The sequence below is a fragment of the Mycobacterium sp. E2699 genome, from assembly GCF_001666745.1.
Classification (GTDB): domain Bacteria; phylum Actinomycetota; class Actinomycetes; order Mycobacteriales; family Mycobacteriaceae; genus Mycobacterium.
Window position 1 is genome coordinate 146,568 of sequence record NZ_LZJH01000088.1, and the last position, 24,267, is coordinate 170,834.

Here is a 24,267-nt window from a genome sequence, read left to right on the forward strand (position 1 = left end):
CTGCATGAGGTCCCGGCGCGGGTGAGCCGCGTAACGGCGCGCCGGCGCGCGCATCATCTCACCGCGGACCGGGCCGTCACCCGGCCGGAAACCCTGGCCGTCGAGGAGCCGTTGGAGATCCGCGTCAACGGCGCGCCGGTCACGGTGACGATGCGGACGCCCGGCTCGGATTTCGAACTGGCGCAAGGGTTCCTGCTCACCGAGGGGGTGATCGGCGGGCGTGGCGACGTGCTCGCCATCCGCTACTGCGGCGGTCGGGGCGGGGGCGGGGCCAACACCTACAACGTCGTGGACGTGACCCTGGCTCCCGGGGTCGAACCGCCCGGGCTCGACGTCACCCGCAACTTCTACACCACGTCGTCCTGCGGGGTGTGCGGCAAGGCGTCGCTCGAGGCGGTGCGCCTGGCGGGCCGGTTCCCGCCCGGCGCCGATGCGGCGACCGTCCCCGCGGCCACCCTCCAGGCGATGCCCGGCCAATTGCGTTCCGCGCAAAAGGTTTTCGACAGCACCGGCGGCCTGCACGCCGCGGCCCTCTTCGCTGTCGACGGCACGATGCAGGTGGTGCGCGAGGACATCGGCAGGCACAACGCGGTCGACAAGGTCATCGGCTGGGCGGCCGAACACCGGCGGATGCCGCTTACGGCCACGGTGCTGCTGGTGAGCGGGCGCGCCTCCTTTGAGCTGACGCAGAAGGCCGTGATGGCGGGCATTCCCGTGCTGGCCGCGGTGTCGGCGCCGTCGTCGCTGGCGGTCTCGCTCGCCGACGACGCCGGGCTGACGCTGGTGGCCTTCCTGCGGGAGGACTCGATGAACGTCTACACCCGGGCCGACCGCATCACGTAACCGGCTGTGGACGGGCGCGCGACTGGGGATAACCGGTCGTTTCCGTCGCCGTTCGCACCCGGCGGCGGCACGCCGTGTCGGGATCGCCGGGCAGCGTGGCCGCCATGACGACCGAACAGAGCATGACCCGGGCCCAGCTGGGCGCGCTGGGAGAGGCGCTCGCCGTGGATCACCTGACCCGGCTGGGGCTGCGGATCCTGGGCCGCAACTGGCGCTGCCGCTACGGCGAGCTCGACGTGATCGCCGCCGACGAGGCCACCCGCACCGTCGTCTTCGTCGAGGTGAAAACCCGCACCGGGGACGGCTACGGGGGGCTGGCGTACGCGGTGACCCCGCGCAAGGTCTGGCGGTTGCGCCGGCTGGCCGGGCTCTGGCTGGCCGGCCAGGACGTGCGGTGGGCGGCGCTGCGCATCGACGTGATCGGCGTGCGCATCGGGCCGAGGAATTCGCGCCGCGCCCCGGAGCTCACCCACCTGCGCGGAGTCGGCTGATGGCGCTGGGGCGGGCGTTCTCGGTTGCGGTGCGCGGGCTGGACGGGGCGATCGTGGAGATCGAGGCCTACATCACCTCCGGGCTGCCCGGCGTGCACCTGGTCGGCCTGCCCGACGCCGCCCTGCAGGAGTCGCGGGACCGGGTCCGGGCGGCGGTCACCAACTGCTGCGACGCCTGGCCCCAGTCGCGGCTCACGCTGGCGCTGTCGCCCGCGACGCTGCCGAAGATGGGTTCGGTCTACGACATCGCGCTGGCCGCCGCCGTGCTCTCGGCGCAGCGCAAGCAACCGTGGGAGCGACTGGAGAAGACGGTGCTGCTCGGCGAGCTGTCGCTGGACGGTCGGGTGCGCCCGGTGCGCGGGGTGCTGCCGGCCGTGCTCGCCGCCAAGCGCGAAGGCTGGCCGGCCGTCGTCGTCCCGGCGGACAACCTGGCCGAGGCAAGCCTGGTCGACGGGATCGACGTCTGGGGCGTGCGCACCCTGCGCCAGCTGAGGCGCTGGCTCGACGGCTCCGGCGGCCTCGACCACAGGATCGGCGCGGCGGCCGGCGACCCCGAGCCGGCGGCGGATCTGGCCGACGTGGTCGGGCAGGCGCAGGCTCGGTTCGCGGTCGAGGTCGCGGCCGCCGGGGCGCATCACCTCATGCTGACCGGGCCGCCCGGCGTGGGAAAAACGATGCTGGCGCAACGTCTTCCGGGATTGCTGCCGCCCCTGTCCGAGGGTGAGGCGCTGGAGGTCACCGCCATTCACTCGGTGGCCGGGCTGCTGTCGGCGGACACGCCGCTGATCACCAGGGCGCCCTTCGTGGCGCCGCACCACAGCTCCAGCGTCGCGGCGCTCGTCGGTGGGGGATCGGGCATGGCGCGGCCGGGCGCCGTCAGCCGGGCGCATCGCGGGGTGTTGTTCCTGGACGAATGCGCCGAGATCGGCGTCAGTGTTTTGGAAGCGCTGCGAACCCCGTTGGAGGACGGCGAAATCCGCCTCGCCCGCCGCGACGGGGTGGCGTGTTACCCGGCCCGCTTCCAGCTGGTGCTGGCCGCAAACCCGTGCCCGTGCGCGCCCGCCGATCCGCGCGACTGTCTCTGCGCGGCGGCGGTCAAACGCCGCTACCTGGGCAAACTGTCCGGGCCGCTGATGGACCGCGTCGACCTGCGGGTGGAGATGCATCCGGTGCGCGCCGGGGCCTTCGCGGCCACCGCCGGGGAGTCGACGGCGCAGGTTCGCCGGCGGGTGGCCGCGGCGCGCGATGCGGCCGCCGAGCGTTGGCGACCACACGGGTTCGGCACCAACGCCGAGGTCAGCGGGACGTTGTTGCGCCGCAAGTTTCGCCCCGGCAACGCCGCGATGGAGCCGCTGAAGCGGGCCCTGGACAACGGGCTGCTCAGCATCCGCGGCGTGGACCGGACGTTGCGCGTCGCGTGGAGCCTGGCCGACCTGGCGGGCCGGGTGTCGCCCGGGCTCGAAGAGGTCGGTACCGCGCTGAGCTTCCGGCAACCGGGAGCCCGGCGATGAGTGATCCGCTGCTGCGTGCCTGGGCGTACCTGTCGCGGGTGGCCGAACCGCCCTGCGCGGAGCTGGCCGCGTTGGTACAACGGGTGGGCCCGGTCGAGGCGGCCGACCGGGTTCGGCGCGGATCGGTCGAAGACGACCTGGCGCGACGCACCGAGGCCAGACGCGAAACCGACCGCAGCGCAGCCGATCTGGAGTTGCTCGCCCGTCGCGGCGGGCGGTTGATCACCCCCGGCGCCGACGAGTGGCCGGTGCTGGCCTTCGCGGCGTTCGGCGGCGCCGCGGCCAAGGCCGGCGGCGGCCCGCCGCTGGTGTTGTGGGCGCTGGGGCCCGAACGCCTCGACGAGGTGGCCCAGCGCGCGGCCGCGGTGGTCGGCACCCGTGCCGCGACCGCCTACGGCGAGCAGGTGGCCGCCGACCTGGCCGCCGGGCTGGTCGAGCGCGACGTCGCGGTGGTCTCCGGCGGCGCCTACGGCATCGACGGCGCGGCGCACCGCGCGGCGCTGGATTGCGAGGGGATCACCGTGGCGGTCCTGGCCGGGGGCCTCGACATCCCCTATCCGGCGGGGCATTCCGGGCTGCTGCACCGCATCGGCCAGAGCGGGCTGGTGTTCACCGAATACCCGCCGGGTGTCCGTCCGGCCCGGCACCGGTTTCTGACCCGCAACCGCCTGGTGGCCGCGGCCGCGGGGGCGGCGGTGGTGGTGGAGGCGGGCCTGCGCAGCGGCGCCGCGAACACCGCCGCCTGGGCGCGGGCGCTGGGCCGGGTGGTGGCCGCCGTGCCCGGGCCGGTGACCTCCTCGGCGTCGGCGGGCTGTCACGCGCTGCTGCGCGACGGCGCGCAGCTGGTCACCCGCGCCGACGATGTCGTCGAGCTGGTCGGCCGCATCGGTGAGCTGGCGCCCGAAGAGCAGCGCCCCAGCACCGCGCTCGACGGGCTGGGCGACGCCGAGCGCCGGGTCTATGAGGCGTTGCCGGGCCGCGGCGCCGCCACGGTCGACGAGATCGCGATCGCGTCGGCGCTGCCGCCCGAGCAGGTGCTCGGGCCGCTGGCCATCCTCGAGGTGGCCGGGTTGGCGCAGCGCGACGGCGGGCGATGGCGAATCGTCCGGGCCGCTGGGGCCCGGCACTCGGCGGCGCGGCTCGTATAGTCGACGGGGGTCGGGTCCGGACAGGAGGACCGGACAGGAGGACCAAGTGGCAGGTCGACCTCTGCAACGTTTCGAAGTCGTGCGCACCGAACAGCTCACCCGGCACATGGTCCGGGTGGTGCTCGGCAGCAACCACTTCGACACCTTCGCGCCCAGCGAGTTCACCGACTCCTACGTCAAGCTGGCCTTCGTGGCCGACGACGTCGACGTGGCGGGGCTGCCGCGGCCGTTGACCCTGGACAGCTTCAACGAGCTCCCCCCGGAGAAGAGGCCCTCCGTGCGGACCATGACGGTCCGCAGCGTGGACGCCGCGGCCGGCGAACTCACCCTGGACGTCGTGGTGCACGGCGAGCACGGCGTGGCCGGCACGTGGGCGGCGGCGGCCCAGCCCGGCCAGCCGATCTACCTGAGGGGGCCGGGCGGCGCCTACGCCCCCGACCCGACCGCGGACTGGCACCTGCTCGCCGGCGACGAGTCGGCGCTTCCGGCCATCGCCGTCGCGCTGGAAGCGTTGCCGCCCAACGCCGTTGGCAAGGCGTTCATCGAGGTCGGGGGCCCCGAGGACGAAATCGGTTTGACCGCACCGGAAGGCGTCGAGGTGAGCTGGGTGTACCGCGGTGGCCGCGCCGACCTGGTCCCCGAGGACCGCGCCGGGGATTTCGCACCGCTGATCGAGGCGGTCACCACCGCGCCGTGGCTGCCCGGACAGGTGCACGTGTTCATCCACGGCGAGGCGCAAACCGTCATGCACAACCTGCGGCCCTACATCCGCAAGGAGCGCGGCGTGGACGCGAAATGGGCGTCGTCGATCTCGGGTTACTGGCGGCGCGGCCGCACCGAGGAGACGTTCCGGCAGTGGAAGAGGGAACTGGCCGAGGCCGAGGCCGGGGCCTAGGCGCATGGCGCACTTCGGCGACTACCAGAACGAGATCTACCTGCAGGGCCTGGCCGGCGTGGTGCCCCCGTTCCCGATGGCCTTCGCGGAGCTGGAGGCCAAGGCCGCCACCGCGCTGCCGCCGTCGGTCTGGTCCTACGTCGCCGGCGGGGCCGGCGACGAGCGCACGCAGCGGGCCAACTGCACGGCCTTCGAGGGCTGGGGGCTCATCCCGCGCATGTTCGTCGGCGCCGCCCGGCGCGACCTGTCCGTCGAGCTGTTCGGCATGACCCTGCCGTCCCCGCTCTTCATGGCGCCCATCGGTGTCATCGGCATCTGCGCCCAGGACGGCCACGGCGACCTGGCCACCGCGCGGTCCGCCGCCCGCACCGGCGTGCCGATGGTGGCCTCCACGCTGACGGTCGATCCGATGGAAGACGTCGCCGCCGCCCTGGGCGACACGCCCGGCTTCTTCCAGCTGTACACACCGACCGATCGGGAGGTGGCCGCCAGCCTGGTGCACCGCGCCGAGGCGGCCGGGTTCAAGGGCATCGTCGTCACCCTCGACACCTGGGTCACCGGGTGGCGCCCGCGCGACCTGAGCACGTCGAACTTCCCCCAGCTGCGCGGGCACTGCCTGGCCAACTACACCAGCGACCCGGTGTTCCGCGCCGGGCTGCCCCGCCCGCCGGAGGAGGACCCGCAGGGCGCCGTGCTGCGCTGGATACAGCTCTTCGGCAACGCGCTGACCTGGGACGACCTGCCCTGGCTGCGCTCGCTGACCGACCTGCCGCTGCTGGTGAAGGGGATCTGCCACCCCGACGACGCCCGGCGCGCCAGGGACGGCGGCGTCGACGGCATCTACTGCTCCAACCACGGCGGCCGGCAGGCCAACGGCGGGCTGCCGGCCATCGACTGCCTGCCCGGGGTGGTGGCGGCCGCCGACGGGCTGCCCGTGCTCTTCGACTCGGGCATCCGCAGCGGAGCCGACGTCGTCAAGGCCCTGGCGCTGGGCGCGACGGCGGTGGGCGTCGGCCGCCCGTACGCCTACGGACTGGCGTTGGGCGGCGTCGACGGCGTCGTGCACGTGCTGCGCACAATGCTCGCCGAGGCGGACCTGATCATGGCCGTCGACGGCTATCCCACGCTCAAAGATCTCACCCCGGACACGCTTCGGCGCGTCACCTGAGCCGAGCCCGCGGCGCCTGCGAACGTGGGGGCGTGGAGGCGATCCTCGACGAGTTCGACCAGTACCTGGACCTGCAATGCGGCCGTTCTGCGCACACTCGCCGGGCGTACCTCGGCGACCTGCGCTCGCTGTTCGCGTTTCTCGACGAGCGGGGCCTGGAAGCGCTGAGCCTGCCGGTGCTGCGGGCGTGGCTGGCATCGGCCGCCGGCGCCGGCGCGGCCCGCACGACCCTGGCCCGGCGCACCTCGGCGATCAAGGCGTTCACCGCCTGGGCGACGCGGCGCGGCCTGCTCAAGGAGGATCCGGCCGTCCGGCTGCAGGTGCCCAAGTCGCACCGGACCCTGCCGTCGGTGCTGCGCCAGGACCAGGCGCTGCAGGCGATGGCGGCCGCGAAATCCGGTGCCGAGCAGGGTGATCCGCTGGCCCTGCGGGACCGGCTGATCGTCGAGCTGTTGTATGCCACCGGCATCCGGGTCAGCGAGCTGTGCGGCCTGGACCTCGACGACGTGGACGGCCACCACCGGCTGGTCCGCGTCCTGGGCAAGGGCAACAAGCAGCGCAGCGCGCCGTTCGGGGCGCCGGCCGCCGACGCACTGCAGGCCTGGCTGGCCGACGGCCGTCCCGCCCTGGCGACCGCGGAGTCCGGGCCGGCGCTGCTGCTCGGCGCGCGGGGACGTCGGCTCGACGTGCGCCAGGCGCGCACCGTCGTGCACCAAACCGTCGCCGCGGTGGACGGCGCACCCGACATGGGGCCGCACGGGCTGCGCCACAGCGCGGCCACCCACCTGCTCGAAGGCGGGGCCGACCTGCGCGTCGTCCAGGAGTTGCTCGGCCATTCCAGCCTGGCGACCACGCAGCTCTACACCCACGTCGCGGTGTCGCGGTTGCGGGCCGTGCACGACCAGGCCCACCCGCGGGCCTGAGTGTGCACTCAGGGCTTTGAGTGTGAAAGGCCGGCGGCGACACGCCGTGGCGGGCCGCCCTGGGCGCACACCCAAAGCCCTCAGCGCACGGGCTTACCCGTTGAGCGGCTTAAGCCGAATCGGCGTGGAGTTCAGCAGCCCCAGCGGGTCGACATACTCGGCGCGCGACGCCGGACCCCACATCGCGCCCCAGTGCAGGCAGGCGGCGGCCGGGCAGCCGGCATGCCCGGCCACCAGCGAACCGATCACCGTGTAGGCCGTCACCGCCTGGCCCGTCCGCACGACCGCCAGGACCGGCTCGTAGCTGGTGCGCAGGCCGCCGGGGTGGGCCAGTGACACCACCGGCCGCCCGGCGAGCAGCCCGGCGAACACCACGGTCGCGGCGCCGGCGGCATAGACCGGTTGACCGGGGGAGCCGGGCAGGTCGACGCCCCGATGACCGGGATGCCAGTCGGGTGAGGGCGCGTCGAATCCGCGCGCGACGGCCGGGGGCGGCCGCAGCGGCCAGTCCAACCGCACGTCGTCGGCGCTGGCGGGTAGCGCGCTGACCAGGCCCAACGTCAGGACCAGCGCCACCCACCGCACGCGCTCAGTCCAGCGCGGCCCGCGTGACCCCGCCACTCACCGCTGTGGAAAAACCACCTGCTGAGTCGGTGTAAACTGCTGCTCGCAGCTCGTTAGCGGGCTGACTTCGCGCGCCTGCAGCCAACCGACTGCCGTGCGGTCCCGTCCCGGACGTCCAAGACATCCGGGAAGGGCGCGGCAATCCGCAGGCGCCAGGGCCCGGCCTCACCCGATGCCGGGCGACAACCGACAACAAAGGAATGGCGGCAATGGCTGTCGTAACCATGAAGCAGCTGCTCGACAGCGGCACCCACTTCGGGCATCAGACCCGTCGCTGGAATCCCAAGATGAAGCGGTTCATCTTCACCGACCGCAACGGCATCTACATCATCGACCTGCAGCAGACCCTGACGTTCATCGACAAGGCGTACGAGTTCGTCAAGGAGACCGTCGCCCACGGCGGGTCGGTGCTGTTCGTCGGCACCAAGAAGCAGGCGCAGGAGTCGGTCGCGGCCGAGGCGACCCGCGTCGGCATGCCGTACGTGAACCAGCGCTGGCTGGGCGGCATGCTCACCAACTTCTCCACGGTGCACAAGCGGCTGCAGCGCCTCAAGGAGCTCGAGGCGATGGAGCAGACCGGCGGCTTCGAGGGCCGCACCAAGAAGGAAATCCTCGGCCTGACCCGGGAGAAGAACAAGCTGGAGCGCAGCCTCGGCGGCATCCGCGACATGAACAAGGTGCCGTCGGCGATCTGGGTCGTCGACACCAACAAGGAGCACATCGCCGTCGGCGAGGCCCGCAAGCTCGGCATCCCGGTCATCGCGATCCTGGACACCAACTGCGACCCCGACGAGGTCGACTACCCGATCCCGGGCAACGACGACGCGATCCGCTCCGCCGCCCTGTTGACCAAGGTGATCGCGTCCGCGGTCGCCGAGGGCCTGCAGGCGCGCGCCGGGGTGGGCCGCGGCGACGGCAAGCCCGAGGCCGAGTCCGCCGAGCCGCTCGCCGAGTGGGAGCAGGAGCTGCTGGCCTCGGCGACCGCGACCGCTACCGCCGCCCCCACCGACGCCGCTGCGGGCCCGACCGAACCGACTACCGAACCCTCATAGGAAGGCTGAGCATTGGCGAATTTCACCGCTGCCGACGTCAAGCGGCTTCGGGAACTGACCGGCGCCGGCATGCTCGACTGCAAGAACGCGCTGGCCGAGACGGACGGCGACTTCGACAAGGCCGTTGAGGCGCTGCGGATCAAGGGCGCCAAGGACGTCGGCAAGCGCGCCGAGCGGGCCACGGCCGAGGGTCTGGTCGCGGCCAAGGGCGGCGCGCTGATCGAGCTGAACAGCGAGACCGACTTCGTCGCCAAGAACGCCGAGTTCCAGGCACTGGCCGACCAGGTCGTCGACGCCGCATTGGCCGCGAAGGCCACCGACGTCGAGTCCCTGAAACAGGCCAAGATCGGTGACACGACCGTCGAGCAGGCCATCGCCGACCTGTCGGCCAAGATCGGCGAGAAGCTCGAGCTGCGCCGCGTGCAGTACTTCGACGGCAACGTCGAAACGTACCTGCACAAGCGTGCGGCCGACCTGCCGCCCGCCGTCGGCGTGCTGGTCGAGTTCACCGGCGAGAGCCAGGACGCCGCGCACACCGCCGCCCTGCAGATCGCCGCGCTGAAAGCCAAGTACCTCTCCCGGGACGACGTGCCCGAGGAGGTCGTGGCCAGCGAACGCCGCATCGCCGAGGAGACCGCCAAGGCCGAGGGCAAGCCGGAACAGGCGCTGCCCAAGATCGTCGAGGGCCGGCTCAACGGCTTCTTCAAGGACGTGGTGCTGCTCGAGCAGCCCGCGGTGTCCGACAACAAGAAGACGGTCAAGGCCCTGCTCGACGAGGCCGGGGTGACGCTGACCCGGTTCGTCCGCTTTGAGGTGGGCCAGGCCTGACCGGCGGGCGCCAGCGGCTAGCGTCGTGTCATGCGACGCGTCCACGCCTTCTTTGACGATGCCCTCGGTGATCTCGACGCTGTCGGCGTGGCCGAGGCCATCCGGGCCGGGTCGGTCGGCAGGGCCGAGGTCATCGAGGCCGCCATCGCACGCACCGAGGCCGTCGACCCGGTCCTGAACGGGACGGCGCACAAGGCCTACCAGCAGGCCCGCGCCGCCGCGTCGGGCAGCCCGAGCACGGGCTTCTCGCGGTTTTTTGAAGGCGTCCCGACGTTCGTCAAGGACAACGTCGACGTCGCCGGCCAGCCGACGATGCACGGCACCGACGCGTGGACGCCCTGGAACGCCACCAGCGACAGCGAGTTCACCCGGCTGTACCTGGCCACCGGGCTGGCCCCGGTGGGCAAGACACAGTTGTCGGAATTCGGCTTCAGCGCGTCCGCCGAACACCCCCGGCTGGGGCCGGTCCGCAACCCGTGGGACACCGACTACAGCGCCGGCGCCTCGTCGTCGGGGTCGGGCGCGTTCGTCGCCGCCGGCGTGGTGCCGATCGCGCACGCCAACGACGGCGGCGGCTCGATCCGCATTCCGGCCGCCTGCAACGGGCTGGTCGGGCTCAAGCCGTCGCGCGGACGGCTGCCCCTGGACCCCCATCTGCGCCGGATGCCCGTGGGCATCGTCGCCAACGGCGTGGTGACCCGCTCGGTGCGCGACACCGCGGCGTTCTATCGCGAGGCCGAGCGGATCTGGCGCAACCCCAAGCTGGCGCCGATCGGCGACGTCACCGGTCCCGGGCGGCGGCGGCTGCGGATCGCGGTGCTGACCCGGTCGGTGCAGCGGGAATCCAGTCCGCAGGTGCGCGAGCTGACTCTGAAGTCCGCCGCTCTGCTCGAGGAACTCGGCCACCGCGTCGAGTACCTCGACACGCCGCCGGTGTCGGCCAGTTTCGTCGAGGATTTCGTTCTGTACTGGGGATTTTTGGCGCTGGCGCAGGTGCGCACCGGGCCCCGCTTGTTCGGCAAGACGTTCGACCGCGCCAAACTGGACAGCCTGACGCTGGGGCTGGAGCGAAACACCGGCCGCAACATTCACCGGTTGCCGCTGGCGATCGTGCGGTTGCGCCGGGTACGCAGGCGCACCGCCGAGCTCTACCGCACCTACGACACGGTGCTGACGCCGACCCTCGCCGACGAGACACCCCGCATCGGCCATCTGGCGCCGACCGACTATCACCAGGTCATCGAGCGGCTCATCGACTGGGTCTCGTTCACCCCGCTGCACAACGTCACCGGCGAGCCCGCGGTCTCGTTGCCGCTGGCCCAATCCGCCGACGGCATGCCGGTGGGCATGATGCTCTCGGCCGACCTGGGGCACGAATCGCTGCTGCTGGAACTCGCCTACGAGCTCGAAGAGGCGCGGCCGTGGGCCCGCATCCAGGACGCGTGATCAGGCCCCGGCCCCCCACCGTCCAGGCCTGATGGCGGCGACCCGTCCCCCGGCTCCGCGGGGATACCCCCAAGCGCCCGGCTACGCCGCGCTCTAGTCGGATCCGAGTTTTTCGAGCATCCGCTTGAACTCGCGCTGCTGCGCGTCGGTCAGCTTGGCCAGGATCCGGTCATCGGCGAGGCGGACCGCGGCCTCCGCGCGCTTCAGCAGGGCGCGGCCCTGGCCGGTCAGCGTGGCCGGCAGCGCCCGCCCGGAGGACACCGACGCCGGCCGTTCCACCGCCCCCACGTCTTCCAGCCCGCGCAGCACCGTGTTCATCGCCTGCGGCGTGACGTTGGTGTGCCGGGACAATTCGGCGCTGGACATGCCCGGGTGCAGCGAAAGGATGCGCAGGCAAACGAATTCGGGCAGCGTGAGGCCCAGCGGCCCCAGCACCGCGGAAACCTCCGGGCGCAGAACGGCTCCCACCCGGTACAGCAGGAAACCGAGCGGAGCGTCTTCGGCCTGACCCATGTCAGTGATCTTGACATATCCGGGACGCGCAGATGCGCACCCGCGCCGGTGCGGTTCGGCGGATCGTGGTTCCCGGGCGCCCAACCGGGTAACCCACAGGGGATCCACAACGTGAAGGAGCGCCCATGGGCGAAGCAACCGGCATCACCGAAGGGGTGGCCGAGCGCGCGCGGCGGGAAGCCGACGCGTACCGCGGGGACAGCCCCCGACCGCTGGAGGGCTACACGGTGGTCCTCGCGATCTACGGTGCCCTCGTCGCCCTGACCGGCGCCATCGCCGCGGCCACCGGGCGACGGTTACCCGAGCGCTGGGGCGTCCAGGACCTGCTGACCGTGACCGTCGGCACCCACAAGTTGTCGCGCACGGTGTCCAAGGACGCCGTGACCAGCCCGCTGCGGGCCCCGTTCGCCCGGTACGCGGGTTCGGGAGGCCCGGCCGAGGTGATGGAGGAGACGCGGCACGGCAGCGCCCTGCGCCACAGCCTGGGCGAGCTGTTGACCTGCCCCTTCTGCCTCGACATGTGGGTGGCCACCGCGTTCGTGATCGGGTTGATCTTCGCGCCCAGGCCGACCCGCCTGATCGCGGGCACCTTCACCGCACTGGCCGGCGCCGACTTCCTGCAGCTGGCCTACGCGAAGGCACAGCAGATCACCGAGGGCTGACAACGCGAGGAGGTTCGATGCCCAAGACCACCAAAGGCGGCGCGGCGAAGAAAAGTGAGCTGCCGAGCACCCTGCAGCGTTCCAACGCCAAGGCGCAGCGCACCTTCGCCAAGACCCACGACTCGGCCGCCGAGGAGTACGGCAGCGAGGAGCGCGCCCACCGGGTGGCCTACTCGGCGCTCAAGCACAGCTTCGAAAAGGTCGGCGACCACTGGGAACCCAAGGACCAGAAGGGTCCGTCGGACGAGCTGGCCGAGGGCGGCGGTCTGGACAACGCCGGCCGCTCGGCCGAGGGCGTCGACGCCAACGCCAGCAAGAAGCACCTGCTCGACGTGGCCCGACGTCTTGAGGTGCGCGGCCGCTCGACGATGAGCAAGTCGGAGCTGGTCGAGGCGATCAAGAAGGAGAACCGGCGGGTGCGAGGGCGCTGAGCGGGCCGGGTTTAGGCCGACTTCCGCTGGGCATCCCGGCAGCCATGGTCGCGACCACCACCCGCAGTCAACTCCGAAAGTGCCTCACAGACGTCGACTTTCCGGCTAACAAGCAGGACCTGATCGATTCCGCCGTTCGCAACGGCTGCGACGACGACACCGTCCGCGCGCTGCGTGGGATACCACCCGAGACCTACACCAACGTCGGTCAGGTCGCCGCGTCCGTGACGATCGCCGACGACAACGACGACGCAGGCAACGCCGCCCAGGGCCCGATCGTCGAGGAGTTGGGCGAAAACCGGGGATCCTGAGCGCCTACCGAGTGCCCTGCCCCATGTGACCTGAGGCCCTATCTGCCGATCGAGCCCGTCGCTCAGACTTGCGCAACGGTGCGCAAGCATTCGCGTTCGGCCGTGCCAGATAGGAAGTGTCATGAAGGACGGCGTTGCGCCGGCCTGGGGTGCCGGATTCACTGCCAGCCTGGTGGCGGCGGCCGTGGCGTTCGGCGGCTTCACATTCAGTAGGCAACACCGCGGCGACGACCTCGACGATGACCGCCCGGCCTCCGCTGAGGCCGGACTCCTTTGCGCCGGTGCGCCTTTGACATCCACGGACGGCCCGCTCGCCGGGCCCGACAGCATGCCGACGGCCGGGTGTCAGGGCGGATGGACACCGTGGGGCGGTGGCACCTACTGCGACAGCAACCCGTACCCCGACGGCAGCTACGACCACTGCGTCAGCGTCTCGGTACTCGGCTTCGGGGGGACCCAGTGCAGCCGGGTGTGCCCGCCGGACCCGGCCAACCCGGCGGTCCCGCTTGGCTGGACCCCGGGCGCCGCGTGCCCGTTCCGTCCATGAATTGCGACGCCTAGAGAATCGGCCGGCCGCCCGTCACGGCGACCCGCGCCCCGGAGATGTAGCTCGCGTCGTCGGAGGCCAGCAGCACATAGATCGGCGCCGCCAACTCGGCCGGTTGGCCCGCGCGCCCCAGCGGCACGTTGTCGCCGAACGACTCGACGCTCTGCGGTGGCATGGTCGACGGGATGAGCGGTGTCCATATCGGGCCCGGTGCCACGCTGTTGACCCGAATTCCCTTGTCGCCCAGCAACTGGGCGAGGCTGGCCGAGAAGTTGGCGATGGCCGCCTTGGTCGCGGCGTAGGGCGCCAGGGTGGGGTTGGGCGTATCGGAATTGACCGAGGAACTTCCGATGATCGACGAGCCCGGCCTCATGTGCGCCACGGCGGCCTTGGCGAGGTGGAAGTATGCCCCGACGTTGAGCCGGAACGTGTAGTCCCATTCCTCGTCGCTGATTTCGTCGAGGCGCTTGTGCATCATCTGGAACGCGGCGTTGTTGACCAGGATGTCTACCCCACCGAATTCCTCGACCGCCCGCGCAACCACGGCGCGGCATTGGTCGGCGTCGGAGAGGTCGCCGCGGACCAGCACGCAGGTGCGGCCGGCATCCTCGACGTAACGGGCGACATCCCGCGCGTCATCGTCCTCGTTGAGGTGGACGTCGGCGCCTTCGCGGGCGAACGCGATGGCGACGGCGCGGCCTATGCCGCTATCGCCGCCGGTGATGATCGCCCTTTTTCCCGTCAGCTTTCCCGAGCCCCGGTAACTTTTTTCGCCGCAGTCGGGCACGGGATCCATTCGCGCCTGCACGCCCGGAACTTCTTGTTGCTGCGCCGCAAAACTCATTTGTGACTCGTCCTTTCGCGCTTTCGCTTTTCGCGCCGCTTCAGGATTCACGGGGCACCCGCGCGCTGTAAGCGGCTCTTCACCGCGGCTCTCTCGGTGCGGCTACCCCTCGGTGGCGGAACTGATCGCCGGTTCCAGCGGTGATGGCAATGATGCAAATGTGAATTCTGTGACGCGAAAGGGGCTGCGGGATAAAGCAACAACGGCGCGGTAAATGCAGCTGAGGACCGACTTATGCGGAATTCGGCCGATACCTGGGGTTTACCTTCGCGGCCGAGCGGTTATGCCTTCGGAGTGCGGTTATCGCCCTAAGTGGGAGCGATTGTTCGACACGAAAGGAATACCATGAAGGTCACAAAAACCGCTGTCAAGAGTGCCATTGCCGCCGGGGGCATCGCGGCCGCTGGCGTTTTCGCAGCAGCAACCGCTTCCGCTGCGCCGCCCAACATCCAGGGCTTCGGCACCAGCGAACAGCTCGTCGACGGGCCCATGATCACCAACTACACGGTGAGCAACCTGCAGCCGAGCAACGTCTCGATTCCGGGCTACACCCCCAAGGGGACGCTCTACCAGGCGGACATCACCGCCCGGTCGGACGCCGGACTCGTCACCCCGATGGTCAAGGACTTCAGCGCCCGCGGGCCCAACGGTCAGACGTACAAGCTGATCGACAAGGCCGGCGCTCCGGGCAGCCTGAACCCGGCGCCGATCCCGCAGGGCCAAGAGTCGACCGGCACGCTGTACTTCGACGTGACCGGGGCGCCGCCTAACGGCGTCGTCTACAACGACGGGCTGCAAGACGTCCTGATCTGGACGTCGAACGTCCCGGGCGCCTCGACGCCCGGCGCACCGCCGAACGCGAGCCCGGCACCGGGCCAACCGCCGGCGCCGGCGCCGCATACCTGATCGGTCGCAACCATCTCCCCGCGCCTCCCCAATTGGCGCGGGGAGATTTTGCGTCTGCGGGGAATCCCGCGCGACCGAATCGGGTACCCGACCCCTATGAGTAATCCCGATCACAGGCCAGCCGAAATACGTGCACAAGCCAAGCTCCACGCCAAGCGGGCGCGGGTGACGATGGACGAGCGGCGCAGCAAGCAGGATGGCGGGCTCGCAGGCTGGCTCGCCGAGCGCGCCGGCAGGTGGGACCTCAGCGGCCAGGACGAGGCCACCCTGCAGCGCCAGAAATTCTTCTGGAATGTGCTGGTGGACTACTGGTTTCGCATGGAGATCGACGGCTGGGAGAACATCCCCGCACCCCCGGCGCTGCTGGTGGGCATCCATTCCGGCGCCCCGTTCGTCTGGGACGCCTGGACCGTCGGGCTGCAATGGTGGCGGCGCTTCGGCCAGGACCGCCCGCTGCACGGCACGGCGCACGACGCGCTGATGGCGATCCCGATCTTCGGGCGTTACTTCCGTTCCATGGGCGTGCTGCCGGCCGCCCCGGACGCGATCGCCACGGCGCTGGCCGAGGGGCGCGACGTGGCGCTGTGGCCCGGCGGGGAAGTGGACTCGCTGCGGCCGTGGACCGAGCGCGACCGCGCCAACCTTGCGGGGCGAAAGGGCTTCGTGAAGATGGCGATTCGCGCCGGCGTGCCGATCGTGCCGATCGCCACCGTCGGCGGCGCCGACGCGATGCCGGTGCTGATCCGCGGCGACCGCCTGTCGAAGGCGCTGAGGCTCGACCGGGTGTTGCGGCTCAAGGTGTTCCCGCTGGCGGTCTCCCTGCCGTGGGGGATCGCGCCAGCGGCGCTGCCGCAGCTGCCGCTGCCGGCCAAGATCAGGACCCGGTTCATGCCGGCCGTCGAGGTCGACCACGATCCGGCGCGCGCAGAGGACGACGCCTACGTCGAGCGCAAGTACCACGAGGTCGAGGACTCGATCCAGGAAGGCATGGACGCCCTGGCGCGAAAGCGGGCGCTGCCGCTGTTCGCGTGAACCGGGACCGGCGAAAAGCTATGCGCGGCCGGCCGTTTCGTGGTCGGTGGCGGGGCGTGTCGTCGACGTCCAGAGCGGAGCCAGCGTCGACCCGCTGCCGAGGATCCATTCGGGTTGGGGGGGCGTGGCCGCCATGTAGCCGACCCCGCGGACGGTGTCGATCATCGACTCGTGTTCGGGCCCCAGCTTGGCCCGCAGCCGCCGCACGTGCACGTCGACCGTGCGGACGCGCCCGCTGCAGTCGTAGCCCCACACCTCGTGCATCAGCCGGGTGCGGGTGAACGCCCGGCCGGCATGTTGCACAAGGAAATTCAGCAACTTGAACTCGGTGAGCGTCAGGCCCAGGTCCGCGCCGCCGAGTGAGCCCGTGAAGCTCGCGGGGTGCAGCAACAGGTCGCCGAATTTCAGGATGCCGTCGAGCGCGCTGCGCCGGCGCGAGATCGCCAGCCGCAGCCGCGCCTGCAGCTCGTCGGCCCCGGCGGCGGGCAGCAGCACGTCGTCGAAGTGCAAGTCGACGTCCACCGCGACGAAGTCCGCCGGCGCCACGACGGCCACCACCGCGACGGACGGTGCCGCGGAGGCCAGCCGGCGACAGGCGCTGCGGGCGGAGTCGACGTCGGTGCGCGCATCGATGATCGCGACGTCGGCGTCAGCGCGATGCTCGTCGACGCCGTCGGTGAGGGGCAGGCGCCGCACCGAGTGGGTGAACGACCGCAGGGTGGGCAGGGCCGATTCGAAGTCGTCTTCGTCCGTAAGAAGTAAAACGTCCAACGACATCTCCAAACTCGTGAGTTTGTATCGCCCCCCACCCGTAGGCACCTCACGGCGAGATGTCTGCCAGCGCAGCGCTGAGTACCCGAATCAGAGCCAAACTATGCAAAGTTTATTGTCCGCGTTCGCGGGGTCAATGCTCTGGTCGGGGAAAGCCGATGGGTCCGGCCCGTTGGCACGGACCGGACCCATCCTTGCGACAAGCGCTACTGGTTGGCCTTCTGGCGCTCCTCGGCTGCCTTGGCGCCGCCGCGCGCGGCCTCCGCCTCGGCTTCCTTCTTGGCCGCGTCGCGCTGAGCTTCGGCCTTGTCCTGCTGGGCCTGGCCTTCGCGCGTGAGGTCGTCACGCCCGGTCACCGCGCCGACGGCTTCCTTCGCCTTGCCCTTGACGTCCTCGACGACGCCCTTGACCGCTTCCGCAGGTCCCGACTTGTTCTCGTTGTCCGCCATGAATTGTTCCTCCTCATTGGCGTCCGTACTTGAGCAACTGCTCAGCGCCGATCGCCGAAACGACCGACCCGTCACACGGCGGGGCGTGGTCCTTATTCTCAAGACCGCTGGCTTCGCCCCCCGCGATGGTGCCTATTCTCCATGCCGCCGCCCGCTCAAACATCCGGCGCCGGAAGCAAAGCCGCGCCGGCGTGGACGGCCGGATCGACGTGGGCCGAAGCACCCGACAATCCCGTGAATTCGCCAAGTGTGCAGATAATGCACCCCACCGACGCCGCATTGTGTTGCGATGAGGCAGGATGTGAAATGCCGTTCCGGATGAGTTCGCCCGGGATGGCACTCTCATGGCGAGGAGTCTGATGACGGAGCCGACGAGAAGTGCCAACGGCGTACCGCCGTCGTCACCGGAGAGTCGATCCAAGTATTCGAGGGTCTTGCTCAAACTCGGTGGCGAAATGTTCGGCGGCGGCCAGGTCGGCCTGGATCCCGACGTGGTGGCGCAGGTCGCCCGCCAGATCGCCGAGGTGGTCCGCGGCGGCGTGCAGGTCGCGGTGGTGATCGGCGGCGGCAACTTCTTCCGGGGCGCGCAGCTCCAGCAGCGCGGCATGGAGCGCACCCGGTCGGACTACATGGGCATGCTGGGCACGGTCATGAACAGCCTGGCGCTGCAGGACTTCCTGGAAAAGGAGGGCATCGTCACCCGCGTGCAGACCGCGATCACGATGGGTCAGGTGGCCGAGCCCTACCTGCCGCTGCGGGCCGTCCGCCACCTGGAGAAGGGACGGGTCGTGATCTTCGGGGCCGGCATGGGCCTGCCGTACTTCTCCACGGACACCACGGCCGCGCAGCGGGCGCTGGAGATCGGAGCCGAGGTGGTCTTGATGGCCAAGGCGGTCGACGGGGTCTTTTCCGCGGACCCGCGGATCAACCCCGAGGCCGAGCTGATCACCGCGATCAGCCATCGCGAGGTCATCGACCGCGGGCTGCGCGTGGCCGATGCCACCGCGTTCAGCCTGTGCATGGACAATGGCATGCCGATCCTGGTGTTCAACCTGCTGACCAGTGGCAATATCGCTCGCGCGGTCGCGGGTGAGAAGATCGGGACGCTGGTCACCACCTGAGGGGAAGACGCGATGATCGACGAGGCTCTCTTCGACGCCGAAGAGAAAATGGAGAAGGCCGTATCCGTGGCCCGTGACGACCTGTCAACCATCCGGACCGGGCGTGCCAACCCCGGCATGTTCTCCCGGATCGTGATCGACTACTACGGCACCCACACCCCGATCACCCAGCTGGCCAGCATCAACGTCCCCGAGGCGCGGCTCGTCGTCATCAAGCCCTATGAGGCGAATCAGCTGCACGCCATCGAGACGGCGATCCGCAACTCCGACCTGGGCGTGAATCCGACCAACGACGGCACGCTGATCCGGGTGGCGGTGCCGCAGCTGACCGAGGAGCGCCGCCGCGAGCTGGTCAAGCAGGCCAAGCACAAGGGGGAAGAGGCCCGGGTGTCGGTGCGCAACATCCGCCGCAAGGCCATGGAGGAGCTGCACCGCATCCGCAAGGACGGCGAAGCCGGCGAGGACGAGGTCGGCCGGGCCGAAAAGGATCTGGACAAGACCACCCAGCAGTACGTCACCCAGATCGATGAGCTGGTCAAGCACAAAGAAGGCGAGCTGCTGGAGGTCTAGCGGCCGCTCAGCAACCTATCCGTGGTGACTACCGGCGCAGGCACCCCGTCCGACGAGCCGGGGCGGGGGGCCGAGGAGACGACGCAGCAGCCGGCCAAGAAGACCTCGCGGGCCGGACGCGACCTGCGCGCGGCGATCGCGGTGGGCGTCAGCATCGGCAGCGTCCTCGTTGTGACGCTGGTGTTCGCCCCGCGCCTGTGGGTGGTGCTGTGCTCCGGGGCCATCCTCGTCGCCAGCCACGAGGTGGTGCGCCGGCTGCGCGAGGCCGGCTACGTCATCCCGCTCATCCCGCTGCTGATCGGCGGGCAGGTCACCCTCTGGCTGACCTGGCCGTACCGCTCCGCCGGCGCGCTGGCCGGCTTCGGGGCCACCGTCGTCGCCTGCATGGTGTGGCGGCTGTTCCAGCAGGACAACAGCAAGCGGCCGGAGCCGTTCGCCGGTTCGCCCTCGGCGAACTACCTGCGCGACGCGTCCGCGACCGTCTTCCTGGCGGCCTGGGTGCCGCTGTTCGCCTCGTTCGCCGCGATGCTGGTGTACCCGAAGGACGGCGCCGGACGGGTGTTCTGCCTGATGATCACCGTCGTCGCCTCCGACGTGGGCGGCTACGCCGTCGGCGTGCTGCTGGGCAAGCATCCGATGGTTCCGGCGATCAGCCCGAAGAAGTCCTGGGAGGGGTTCGCCGGTTCGTTGGTCTTCGGCATCACGGCCGCGATCCTCACCGCGACCCTGCTGGCCCACAGACCGCTGTGGGTCGGCGCGTTGCTGGGTGTGGTGCTGGTCATCACCTGCACGCTGGGCGACCTGGTGGAGTCCCAGATCAAGCGCGACCTCGGCATCAAGGACATGGGCCGGCTGCTGCCCGGTCACGGCGGGTTGATGGACCGGCTCGACGGGGTGCTGCCCTCGGCGGTCGCGACGTGGACGATCCTGACGCTCGTGCGCTGAGGTGGCCGATACTGGACGGGTCATGGTCCAACAATTGGTTTTCACCGAACCGCGCCCGGGCAAGCCGCCGCGGCACCTGGCCGACCTCGACGCGGCGGGCCGCGCGTCGGCCGTCGCCGAGCTCGGCCTGCCGGCCTTTCGCGCCAAGCAGCTCGCTCACCAGTACTACGGCCGGCTGATCGCCGACCCGCACCAGATGACGGATCTTCCCGCGGCCGTGCGTGACGTGATCGCGGAGGCGATGTTCCCGACGCTGCTCACCGCGGCGGCCGAGGTCACCTGTGACGAAGGGCAGACGCGAAAGACGTTGTGGCGGGCCGTCAACGATCCTGCTGGGGCCACGGTCGAGTCGGTGCTCATGCGCTACCCGGACCGCAACACGGTGTGCATCTCGTCGCAGGCGGGGTGCGGCATGGCCTGCCCGTTCTGCGCGACGGGACAGGGCGGGCTGACCCGCAACCTGTCCACCGCCGAGATCCTCGAACAGGTGCGGGCGGCCGCGGCGGCGCTGCGGGACGACTTCGGTGACCGGCTGTCGAACGTGGTCTTCATGGGCATGGGCGAGCCGCTGGCCAACTACGCCCGGGTGCTGGCCGCGGTGCGGCGCATCACCGAGCCGCCGCCGCACGGCTTCGGCATCTCGGCCCGGTCGGTGACGGTTTCCACCGTCGGCCTGGCCCCGGCGATCCGCAAGCTCGCCGACGAACGCCTCGCGGTGACGCTGGCGCTGTCGTTGCACGCGCCCGACGACGAGCTGCGCGACACCCTGGTCCCCGTCAACAACCGGTGGAAGATCGCCGAGGCGCTAGAAGCGGCCCGGTATTACGCCGACGTGACCGGTCGGCGGGTGTCGGTGGAGTACGCCCTGATCCGCGACGTCAACGATCAGCCCTGGCGGGCCGACCTGCTGGGCGAGCGGTTGCACCGCGCGCTCGGCCCGCTGGTGCACGTCAACCTCATCCCGCTCAACCCGACCCCGGGCAGCGAGTTGGACGCCAGCCCGAAGGCGGTCGAGCGGGAATTCGTGCGGCGGGTCCGCGCGGCCGGGGTGTCCTGCACGGTGCGGGATACGCGGGGGCGTGAGATCAGCGCCGCCTGCGGACAGCTGGCCGCCGAAGGCGGCTAGCTGGAGCGCAGGCGATTCGGCCCGGGCCTGCGGACAGCTGGCCGCCGAAGGCGGGTAGCGGCGCCGAACGTGAAGCTGTGGCGAGTTTTCCGCGAAATTTTCGCTCTGGTTTCACGCTCGGCGGGAGATCGGCGGATGAGCCGAAGGATGAACCTCAGCGGCGCCGAACACGTCTTTAGGGCATACACCAGCAAACGAGGGGATGCCGTGATGGTTCGCTTGTTCTCGCCGCTCAAGTTGTTTGCCGCGGCCGCTGTCGCCGTTGCCCTGATCTTCGGCCTGGCCGAGGCGCCGCGCTCGGCGGCCGCCGACGATCGCCTGCAGTTCAGCGCCACCACGCTCGGCGGGGCTCCGTTCAACGGGGCCGCCCTGCAGGGCAAGCCGGCGGTGCTGTGGTTCTGGACGCCGTGGTGCCCCTTCTGCAACGCCGAGGCCCCCGGCGTCAGCCAGGTGGCGGCCGCCAATCCCGGCGTCACGTTCGTCGGCATCGCGGCGCACTCGGACGTCGGGGCCATGCAGAACTTCGTCTCCAAGTACACCCTGAATTTCACCAACCTCAACGACGCCGACGGCTCGATCTGGGCCCGCTACCACGTCCCCTGGCAACCGGCCTACGTGTTCTACCGCGCCGACGGCAGCTCGACGTTCGTCAACAACCCCACCGCGGCCATGCCCCAGAACGAGCTGGCCGGCCGGGTGGCCGCGCTGCGCTGACGCCGTGGATCGGGGTCTGATCGGCCTGGCCTTCGCCGCCGGATTGGTCGCGGCGCTGAACCCCTGCGGGTTTGCCATGCTGCCCGCCTACCTGCTCCTCGTGGTGCGGGGGCAGCGGTCCGGCGAACGGCGGGCTCCGGCTGCGCTGGGCCGCGCGCTGGGCGCCACCGCCGGAATGGCGCTGGGCTTCTTGACGGTGTTCGGGGCGTTCGGCGCGCTGACCATTTCGGCGGCCGGCACCGTGCAGCGCTACCTGCCCTACGGAACCGCGGCGATCGGCGTCGTGCTTGTCGCCCTCGGGGTTTGGCTGCTGTCGGGTCGCGAGCTGACGGCGCTCACGCCGCGGCCGCTCGGCCCGCGGTGGGCGCCGACCGTGCGGCTGGCGTCGATGTATTCGTACGGCGTCAGCTATGCCGTCGCCTCGCTGTCGTGCACGCTCGGGCCGTTCCTCGCGGTCACAGCGGCCGGCTTGCGGGGCGGATCAGTGGTGACGGGCGTCTCGATCTATCTCGCCTACGTCGCGGGCCTGACCCTGGTCGTGGGGGTCCTGGCGATCGCGGCGGGGACGGCCGGCTCGGCCCTGGCCGACCGGCTGCGCCGTCTCCTGCCGTTCGTCAGCCGCGTCGGCGGTGCGCTGCTGGTGCTGGTCGGGCTGTATGTCGGCTACTACGGCGTCTACGAGTTGCGCCTCTTCACCGGCAACGCGAACCCGCAGGACGCGGTGATCGCCTCGGCCGGGCGGCTGCAGGGCGCGCTGGCCGGGTGGGTGCACCAACACGGCGCCGCGCCCTGGGCGGTGGCCCTGGGCGTGCTGGTGGCGGGGGCGTTCGCCGCCGCCCGGCGCCGTCGGGTGCGGCGGCTACCTGAGCCAGCCGCGTCGGCGGCCCCACCAGTCGCGCACCAAAACGAAGATCGTGAGGGCGGCGAACCCGATCAAAAACCAGTTCTCGATGTGACCGACGTGGTTTCCGCGCAGCATCGCCAGCAGGAAGATCACGATGAACAGCCCGGTGGCGTGCCAGGTGCGGACGTTGATCTTGCTCCATCCCCACGCAGCGGACGGCACCTCGGCGACGTCGACGCCGTTGTAGTGCTCCACCTCGGTACTGGCCACGGCGAATCCCCTTCGTGATCGGCTGGTAGGGAGATTCTGGCACACCCGCCGCGGGACTCGAGCGGGCACAATGGGTGAGTGACGAACGCGACCACCGAGCGCCGGCTGCGCGTGCTGGTGCTGGGCAGCACCGGCTCGATCGGCACCCAGGCGCTCGAGGTCATCGCGGCCAACCCCGACCGTTTCGAGGTGGTCGGGCTCGCCGCCGGCGGCGCCAACCCGGAGGCGGTGGCGCGGCAGCGCGCCGAGACCGGGGTGACGAACGTGGCCATCGCCGACGAGCGCGCGGCGGCGCAGCTCGGGGACGTCCCCTACAGCGGCCCGGACGCGGTCACCCGCCTGGTCGAGGAGACCAGCGGAGTCGACGTCGTGCTCAACGCCCTGGTCGGGGCCCTGGGCCTGCGGCCGACGCTGGCCGCGCTGGATTCCGGGGCCCGGCTGGCGCTGGCCAACAAGGAGTCGCTGATCGCCGGGGGACCGCTGGTCTTGCGGGCGGCGCGGCCGGGCCAGATCGTGCCCGTCGACTCCGAACACTCCGCGCTGGCCCAGTGCCTGCGCGGCGGCAGCCCCAACGAGGTGGCCAGGCTGGTGCTGACCGCCTCGGGCGGCCCGTTCCGCGGCTGGACCGCCGCCGACCTCGAGGCCGTCACGCCCGAGCAGGCGGGCGCCCACCCCACCTGGTCGATGGGCCCGATGAACACGCTGAACTCGGCGTCGCTGGTCAACAAGGGGCTCGAGCTCATCGAAACCCACCTGCTGTTCGGCATTCCCTACGACCGCATCGACGTGGTCGTGCACCCCCAGTCGATTGTTCATTCGATGGTCACCTTCGTCGACGGCTCGACGATCGCGCAGGCCAGCCCGCCGGACATGAAGCTGCCCATCTCGCTGGCCCTGGGCTGGCCCGACCGGGTGCCAGGGGCGGCAGCCGCCTGCGACTTCACCACCGCCTCTAGCTGGGAATTCGAGCCGCTGGACAGCGCGGTTTTCCCCGCCGTGGAGCTGGCCCGCCACGCCGGCCGGATCGGCGGCTGCATGACCGCCGTCTACAACGCGGCCAACGAAGAGGCGGCGGAGGCGTTCCTGCAAGGCCGCATCGGCTTCCCCGCCATCGTCAAAACCATCGCCGACGTGCTGCACGCCGCCGACCAATGGGCGCTTTCACCCGCTAACGTGGATGAGGTACTCGACGCGCAGCGCTGGGCGAGGGAGCGGGCGCAGCGCGCACTCGCCCTGGCGGGTGCCCACAAAGTCTCGGGAATGGTGTGAGAAAGGTCGTAGC

At 70.8% G+C, this 24,267-nt stretch carries 27 protein-coding genes and 2 pseudogenes; 23 read left to right on the plus strand and 6 right to left on the minus strand.

Annotated elements, in window-relative coordinates:
- Positions 1-21 precede the first annotated feature (21 nt).
- From fdhD to A5696_RS15400, 7 genes are all read left to right on the plus strand, one after another.
- A complete protein-coding gene (fdhD, locus tag A5696_RS15370; RefSeq protein ID WP_067880359.1) occupies positions 22-843 on the plus strand; it encodes a formate dehydrogenase accessory sulfurtransferase FdhD in 822 nt (273 codons plus the stop codon).
- Positions 844-947: 104 nt separating this feature from the next.
- Positions 948-1,334, plus strand: coding sequence for a YraN family protein (locus A5696_RS15375; protein WP_067880600.1), 387 nt, complete (start codon positions 948-950; stop codon positions 1,332-1,334).
- Complete coding sequence (locus A5696_RS15380) at positions 1,334-2,845, plus strand: YifB family Mg chelatase-like AAA ATPase (protein WP_067880362.1); 1,512 nt, start codon at positions 1,334-1,336, stop codon at positions 2,843-2,845. Before A5696_RS15375 ends, A5696_RS15380 begins: the two co-directional genes overlap by 1 nt.
- Positions 2,842-3,993: a DNA-processing protein DprA gene (gene dprA, locus A5696_RS15385; protein WP_067880364.1), complete on the plus strand. Its 1,152-nt coding sequence runs from the start codon at positions 2,842-2,844 to the stop codon at positions 3,991-3,993. The genes A5696_RS15380 and dprA overlap by 4 nt, the downstream gene beginning before the upstream one ends.
- Positions 3,994-4,039: 46 nt before the next feature.
- The gene (locus tag A5696_RS15390; protein ID WP_067880365.1) at positions 4,040-4,888 is read left to right on the plus strand and encodes a siderophore-interacting protein; all 849 of its coding nucleotides are present in this window, start codon (positions 4,040-4,042) and stop codon (positions 4,886-4,888) included.
- A gap of 4 nt (positions 4,889-4,892) precedes the next feature.
- Positions 4,893-6,056, plus strand: coding sequence for a lactate 2-monooxygenase (locus A5696_RS15395; protein WP_067880371.1), 1,164 nt, complete (start codon positions 4,893-4,895; stop codon positions 6,054-6,056).
- A 32-nt stretch (positions 6,057-6,088) separates the two neighbouring features.
- Positions 6,089-6,979 carry a tyrosine recombinase XerC gene (locus A5696_RS15400; protein WP_067880376.1) on the plus strand — a complete coding sequence of 297 codons (891 nt, stop codon included), beginning with the start codon at positions 6,089-6,091 and terminating at the stop codon, positions 6,977-6,979.
- Between the two features lie 99 nt (positions 6,980-7,078).
- Here the strand turns inward: A5696_RS15400 and A5696_RS15405 are convergent.
- Positions 7,079-7,600 (minus strand): annotated as a pseudogene (locus A5696_RS15405) (M23 family metallopeptidase); the annotation flags it as partial.
- Positions 7,601-7,812: 212 nt separating this feature from the next.
- Here A5696_RS15405 and rpsB point away from each other — a divergent pair.
- The 3 genes from rpsB to A5696_RS15420 are packed head-to-tail and all read left to right on the plus strand — an operon-like array spanning position 7,813 to position 10,929.
- On the plus strand, positions 7,813-8,655 hold the full coding sequence (rpsB, locus tag A5696_RS15410) for a 30S ribosomal protein S2 (RefSeq protein WP_067880379.1): 843 nt from the start codon (positions 7,813-7,815) through the stop codon (positions 8,653-8,655).
- Positions 8,656-8,667: 12 nt separating this feature from the next.
- Positions 8,668-9,483 carry a translation elongation factor Ts gene (gene tsf, locus A5696_RS15415; protein WP_067880382.1) on the plus strand — a complete coding sequence of 272 codons (816 nt, stop codon included), beginning with the start codon at positions 8,668-8,670 and terminating at the stop codon, positions 9,481-9,483.
- Positions 9,484-9,513: 30 nt separating this feature from the next.
- A complete protein-coding gene (locus tag A5696_RS15420) occupies positions 9,514-10,929 on the plus strand; it encodes an amidase (RefSeq protein WP_067880385.1) in 1,416 nt (471 codons plus the stop codon).
- A 93-nt stretch (positions 10,930-11,022) separates the two neighbouring features.
- Here the strand turns inward: A5696_RS15420 and A5696_RS15425 are convergent, their stop codons facing one another.
- Complete coding sequence (locus A5696_RS15425; RefSeq protein ID WP_067880389.1) at positions 11,023-11,442, minus strand: MarR family winged helix-turn-helix transcriptional regulator; 420 nt, start codon at positions 11,440-11,442, stop codon at positions 11,023-11,025.
- A 125-nt stretch (positions 11,443-11,567) separates the two neighbouring features.
- On the opposite strand from A5696_RS15425, the gene A5696_RS15430 reads away from it, so the two are divergent.
- The 4 genes from A5696_RS15430 (at position 11,568) to A5696_RS29190 (ending at position 13,393) form a co-directional block, all read left to right on the plus strand.
- The gene (locus A5696_RS15430) at positions 11,568-12,104 is read left to right on the plus strand and encodes a DUF1360 domain-containing protein (protein ID WP_067880392.1); all 537 of its coding nucleotides are present in this window, start codon (positions 11,568-11,570) and stop codon (positions 12,102-12,104) included.
- Between the two features lie 17 nt (positions 12,105-12,121).
- Positions 12,122-12,535 (plus strand): ChaB family protein, encoded by a 414-nt coding sequence (locus A5696_RS15435; RefSeq protein ID WP_067880395.1) that lies wholly within the window; start codon positions 12,122-12,124, stop codon positions 12,533-12,535.
- 44 nt (positions 12,536-12,579) lie between these two features.
- Positions 12,580-12,846, plus strand: coding sequence for a DUF2795 domain-containing protein (locus A5696_RS15440; protein WP_067880398.1), 267 nt, complete (start codon positions 12,580-12,582; stop codon positions 12,844-12,846).
- A gap of 121 nt (positions 12,847-12,967) precedes the next feature.
- Positions 12,968-13,393 (plus strand): hypothetical protein, encoded by a 426-nt coding sequence (locus tag A5696_RS29190; RefSeq protein WP_067880402.1) that lies wholly within the window; start codon positions 12,968-12,970, stop codon positions 13,391-13,393.
- Between the two features lie 10 nt (positions 13,394-13,403).
- Here A5696_RS29190 and A5696_RS15450 read toward each other — a convergent pair whose 3' ends face one another.
- On the minus strand, positions 13,404-14,237 hold the full coding sequence (locus A5696_RS15450; RefSeq protein ID WP_067880405.1) for an SDR family oxidoreductase: 834 nt from the start codon (positions 14,235-14,237) through the stop codon (positions 13,404-13,406).
- A gap of 345 nt (positions 14,238-14,582) precedes the next feature.
- Between A5696_RS15450 and A5696_RS15455 the strand changes: the two genes are divergently transcribed.
- A complete protein-coding gene (locus A5696_RS15455; RefSeq protein ID WP_067880409.1) occupies positions 14,583-15,143 on the plus strand; it encodes an MPT63 family protein in 561 nt (186 codons plus the stop codon).
- A gap of 96 nt (positions 15,144-15,239) precedes the next feature.
- Positions 15,240-16,175: a lysophospholipid acyltransferase family protein gene (locus A5696_RS15460; RefSeq protein ID WP_067880412.1), complete on the plus strand. Its 936-nt coding sequence runs from the start codon at positions 15,240-15,242 to the stop codon at positions 16,173-16,175.
- An 18-nt stretch (positions 16,176-16,193) separates the two neighbouring features.
- On the opposite strand, the gene A5696_RS15465 is transcribed toward A5696_RS15460, so the two are convergent.
- On the minus strand, positions 16,194-16,952 hold the full coding sequence (locus A5696_RS15465) for a winged helix-turn-helix domain-containing protein (RefSeq protein WP_067880415.1): 759 nt from the start codon (positions 16,950-16,952) through the stop codon (positions 16,194-16,196).
- A 200-nt stretch (positions 16,953-17,152) separates the two neighbouring features.
- Positions 17,153-17,395 (minus strand): CsbD family protein, encoded by a 243-nt coding sequence (locus A5696_RS15470; protein ID WP_066909539.1) that lies wholly within the window; start codon positions 17,393-17,395, stop codon positions 17,153-17,155.
- Positions 17,396-17,754: 359 nt separating this feature from the next.
- Between A5696_RS15470 and pyrH the strand changes: the two genes are divergently transcribed.
- The 6 genes and pseudogenes from pyrH to A5696_RS15500 form a co-directional block, all read left to right on the plus strand.
- A complete protein-coding gene (gene pyrH / locus A5696_RS15475) occupies positions 17,755-18,516 on the plus strand; it encodes a UMP kinase (protein ID WP_067880418.1) in 762 nt (253 codons plus the stop codon).
- Between the two features lie 12 nt (positions 18,517-18,528).
- Entirely contained in the window at positions 18,529-19,086 is a 558-nt protein-coding gene (gene frr / locus A5696_RS15480) for a ribosome recycling factor (protein WP_067880421.1), read from the plus strand.
- A gap of 21 nt (positions 19,087-19,107) precedes the next feature.
- Entirely contained in the window at positions 19,108-20,031 is a 924-nt protein-coding gene (locus A5696_RS15485; protein ID WP_067880424.1) for a phosphatidate cytidylyltransferase, read from the plus strand.
- Between the two features lie 22 nt (positions 20,032-20,053).
- Positions 20,054-21,157 (plus strand): 23S rRNA (adenine(2503)-C(2))-methyltransferase RlmN, encoded by a 1,104-nt coding sequence (gene rlmN / locus A5696_RS15490; protein WP_067880427.1) that lies wholly within the window; start codon positions 20,054-20,056, stop codon positions 21,155-21,157.
- A 207-nt stretch (positions 21,158-21,364) separates the two neighbouring features.
- The gene (locus tag A5696_RS15495; RefSeq protein WP_156738411.1) at positions 21,365-21,871 is read left to right on the plus strand and encodes a protein disulfide oxidoreductase; all 507 of its coding nucleotides are present in this window, start codon (positions 21,365-21,367) and stop codon (positions 21,869-21,871) included.
- Between the two features lie 4 nt (positions 21,872-21,875).
- Positions 21,876-22,730, plus strand: a pseudogene (locus A5696_RS15500) (cytochrome c biogenesis CcdA family protein); the annotation flags it as partial.
- Here A5696_RS15500 and A5696_RS28410 read toward each other — a convergent pair.
- Positions 22,731-22,985 carry a DUF2631 domain-containing protein gene (locus A5696_RS28410; RefSeq protein ID WP_082956343.1) on the minus strand — a complete coding sequence of 85 codons (255 nt, stop codon included), beginning with the start codon at positions 22,983-22,985 and terminating at the stop codon, positions 22,731-22,733.
- Positions 22,986-23,063: 78 nt separating this feature from the next.
- Here A5696_RS28410 and dxr point away from each other — a divergent pair, with 78 nt between their 5' ends.
- Positions 23,064-24,254: a 1-deoxy-D-xylulose-5-phosphate reductoisomerase gene (gene dxr, locus A5696_RS15505; RefSeq protein WP_067880430.1), complete on the plus strand. Its 1,191-nt coding sequence runs from the start codon at positions 23,064-23,066 to the stop codon at positions 24,252-24,254.
- Positions 24,255-24,267 lie beyond the last annotated feature (13 nt).

Excerpts from the sequence above, each read along its gene's own strand:
- A5696_RS15375 (WP_067880600.1), top strand. The coding sequence starts at position 948 with ATGACGACCGAACAGAGCATGACCCGGGCCCAGCTGGGCGCGCTGGGA.
- A5696_RS15380 (WP_067880362.1), top strand. The coding sequence starts at position 1,334 with ATGGCGCTGGGGCGGGCGTTCTCGGTTGCGGTGCGCGGGCTGGACGGG.
- dprA (WP_067880364.1), top strand. The coding sequence starts at position 2,842 with ATGAGTGATCCGCTGCTGCGTGCCTGGGCGTACCTGTCGCGGGTGGCC.
- A5696_RS15395 (WP_067880371.1), top strand. The coding sequence starts at position 4,893 with ATGGCGCACTTCGGCGACTACCAGAACGAGATCTACCTGCAGGGCCTG.
- rpsB (WP_067880379.1), top strand. The coding sequence starts at position 7,813 with ATGGCTGTCGTAACCATGAAGCAGCTGCTCGACAGCGGCACCCACTTC.
- A5696_RS15420 (WP_067880385.1), top strand. The coding sequence starts at position 9,514 with ATGCGACGCGTCCACGCCTTCTTTGACGATGCCCTCGGTGATCTCGAC.
- A5696_RS15425 (WP_067880389.1), bottom strand. The coding sequence starts at position 11,442 with ATGGGTCAGGCCGAAGACGCTCCGCTCGGTTTCCTGCTGTACCGGGTG.
- A5696_RS15430 (WP_067880392.1), top strand. The coding sequence starts at position 11,568 with ATGGGCGAAGCAACCGGCATCACCGAAGGGGTGGCCGAGCGCGCGCGG.
- A5696_RS15435 (WP_067880395.1), top strand. The coding sequence starts at position 12,122 with ATGCCCAAGACCACCAAAGGCGGCGCGGCGAAGAAAAGTGAGCTGCCG.
- A5696_RS15440 (WP_067880398.1), top strand. The coding sequence starts at position 12,580 with ATGGTCGCGACCACCACCCGCAGTCAACTCCGAAAGTGCCTCACAGAC.
- A5696_RS29190 (WP_067880402.1), top strand. The coding sequence starts at position 12,968 with ATGAAGGACGGCGTTGCGCCGGCCTGGGGTGCCGGATTCACTGCCAGC.
- A5696_RS15450 (WP_067880405.1), bottom strand. The coding sequence starts at position 14,237 with ATGAGTTTTGCGGCGCAGCAACAAGAAGTTCCGGGCGTGCAGGCGCGA.
- A5696_RS15455 (WP_067880409.1), top strand. The coding sequence starts at position 14,583 with ATGAAGGTCACAAAAACCGCTGTCAAGAGTGCCATTGCCGCCGGGGGC.
- A5696_RS15460 (WP_067880412.1), top strand. The coding sequence starts at position 15,240 with ATGAGTAATCCCGATCACAGGCCAGCCGAAATACGTGCACAAGCCAAG.
- A5696_RS15465 (WP_067880415.1), bottom strand. The coding sequence starts at position 16,952 with ATGTCGTTGGACGTTTTACTTCTTACGGACGAAGACGACTTCGAATCG.
- A5696_RS15470 (WP_066909539.1), bottom strand. The coding sequence starts at position 17,395 with ATGGCGGACAACGAGAACAAGTCGGGACCTGCGGAAGCGGTCAAGGGC.
- pyrH (WP_067880418.1), top strand. The coding sequence starts at position 17,755 with ATGACGGAGCCGACGAGAAGTGCCAACGGCGTACCGCCGTCGTCACCG.
- frr (WP_067880421.1), top strand. The coding sequence starts at position 18,529 with ATGATCGACGAGGCTCTCTTCGACGCCGAAGAGAAAATGGAGAAGGCC.
- rlmN (WP_067880427.1), top strand. The coding sequence starts at position 20,054 with ATGGTCCAACAATTGGTTTTCACCGAACCGCGCCCGGGCAAGCCGCCG.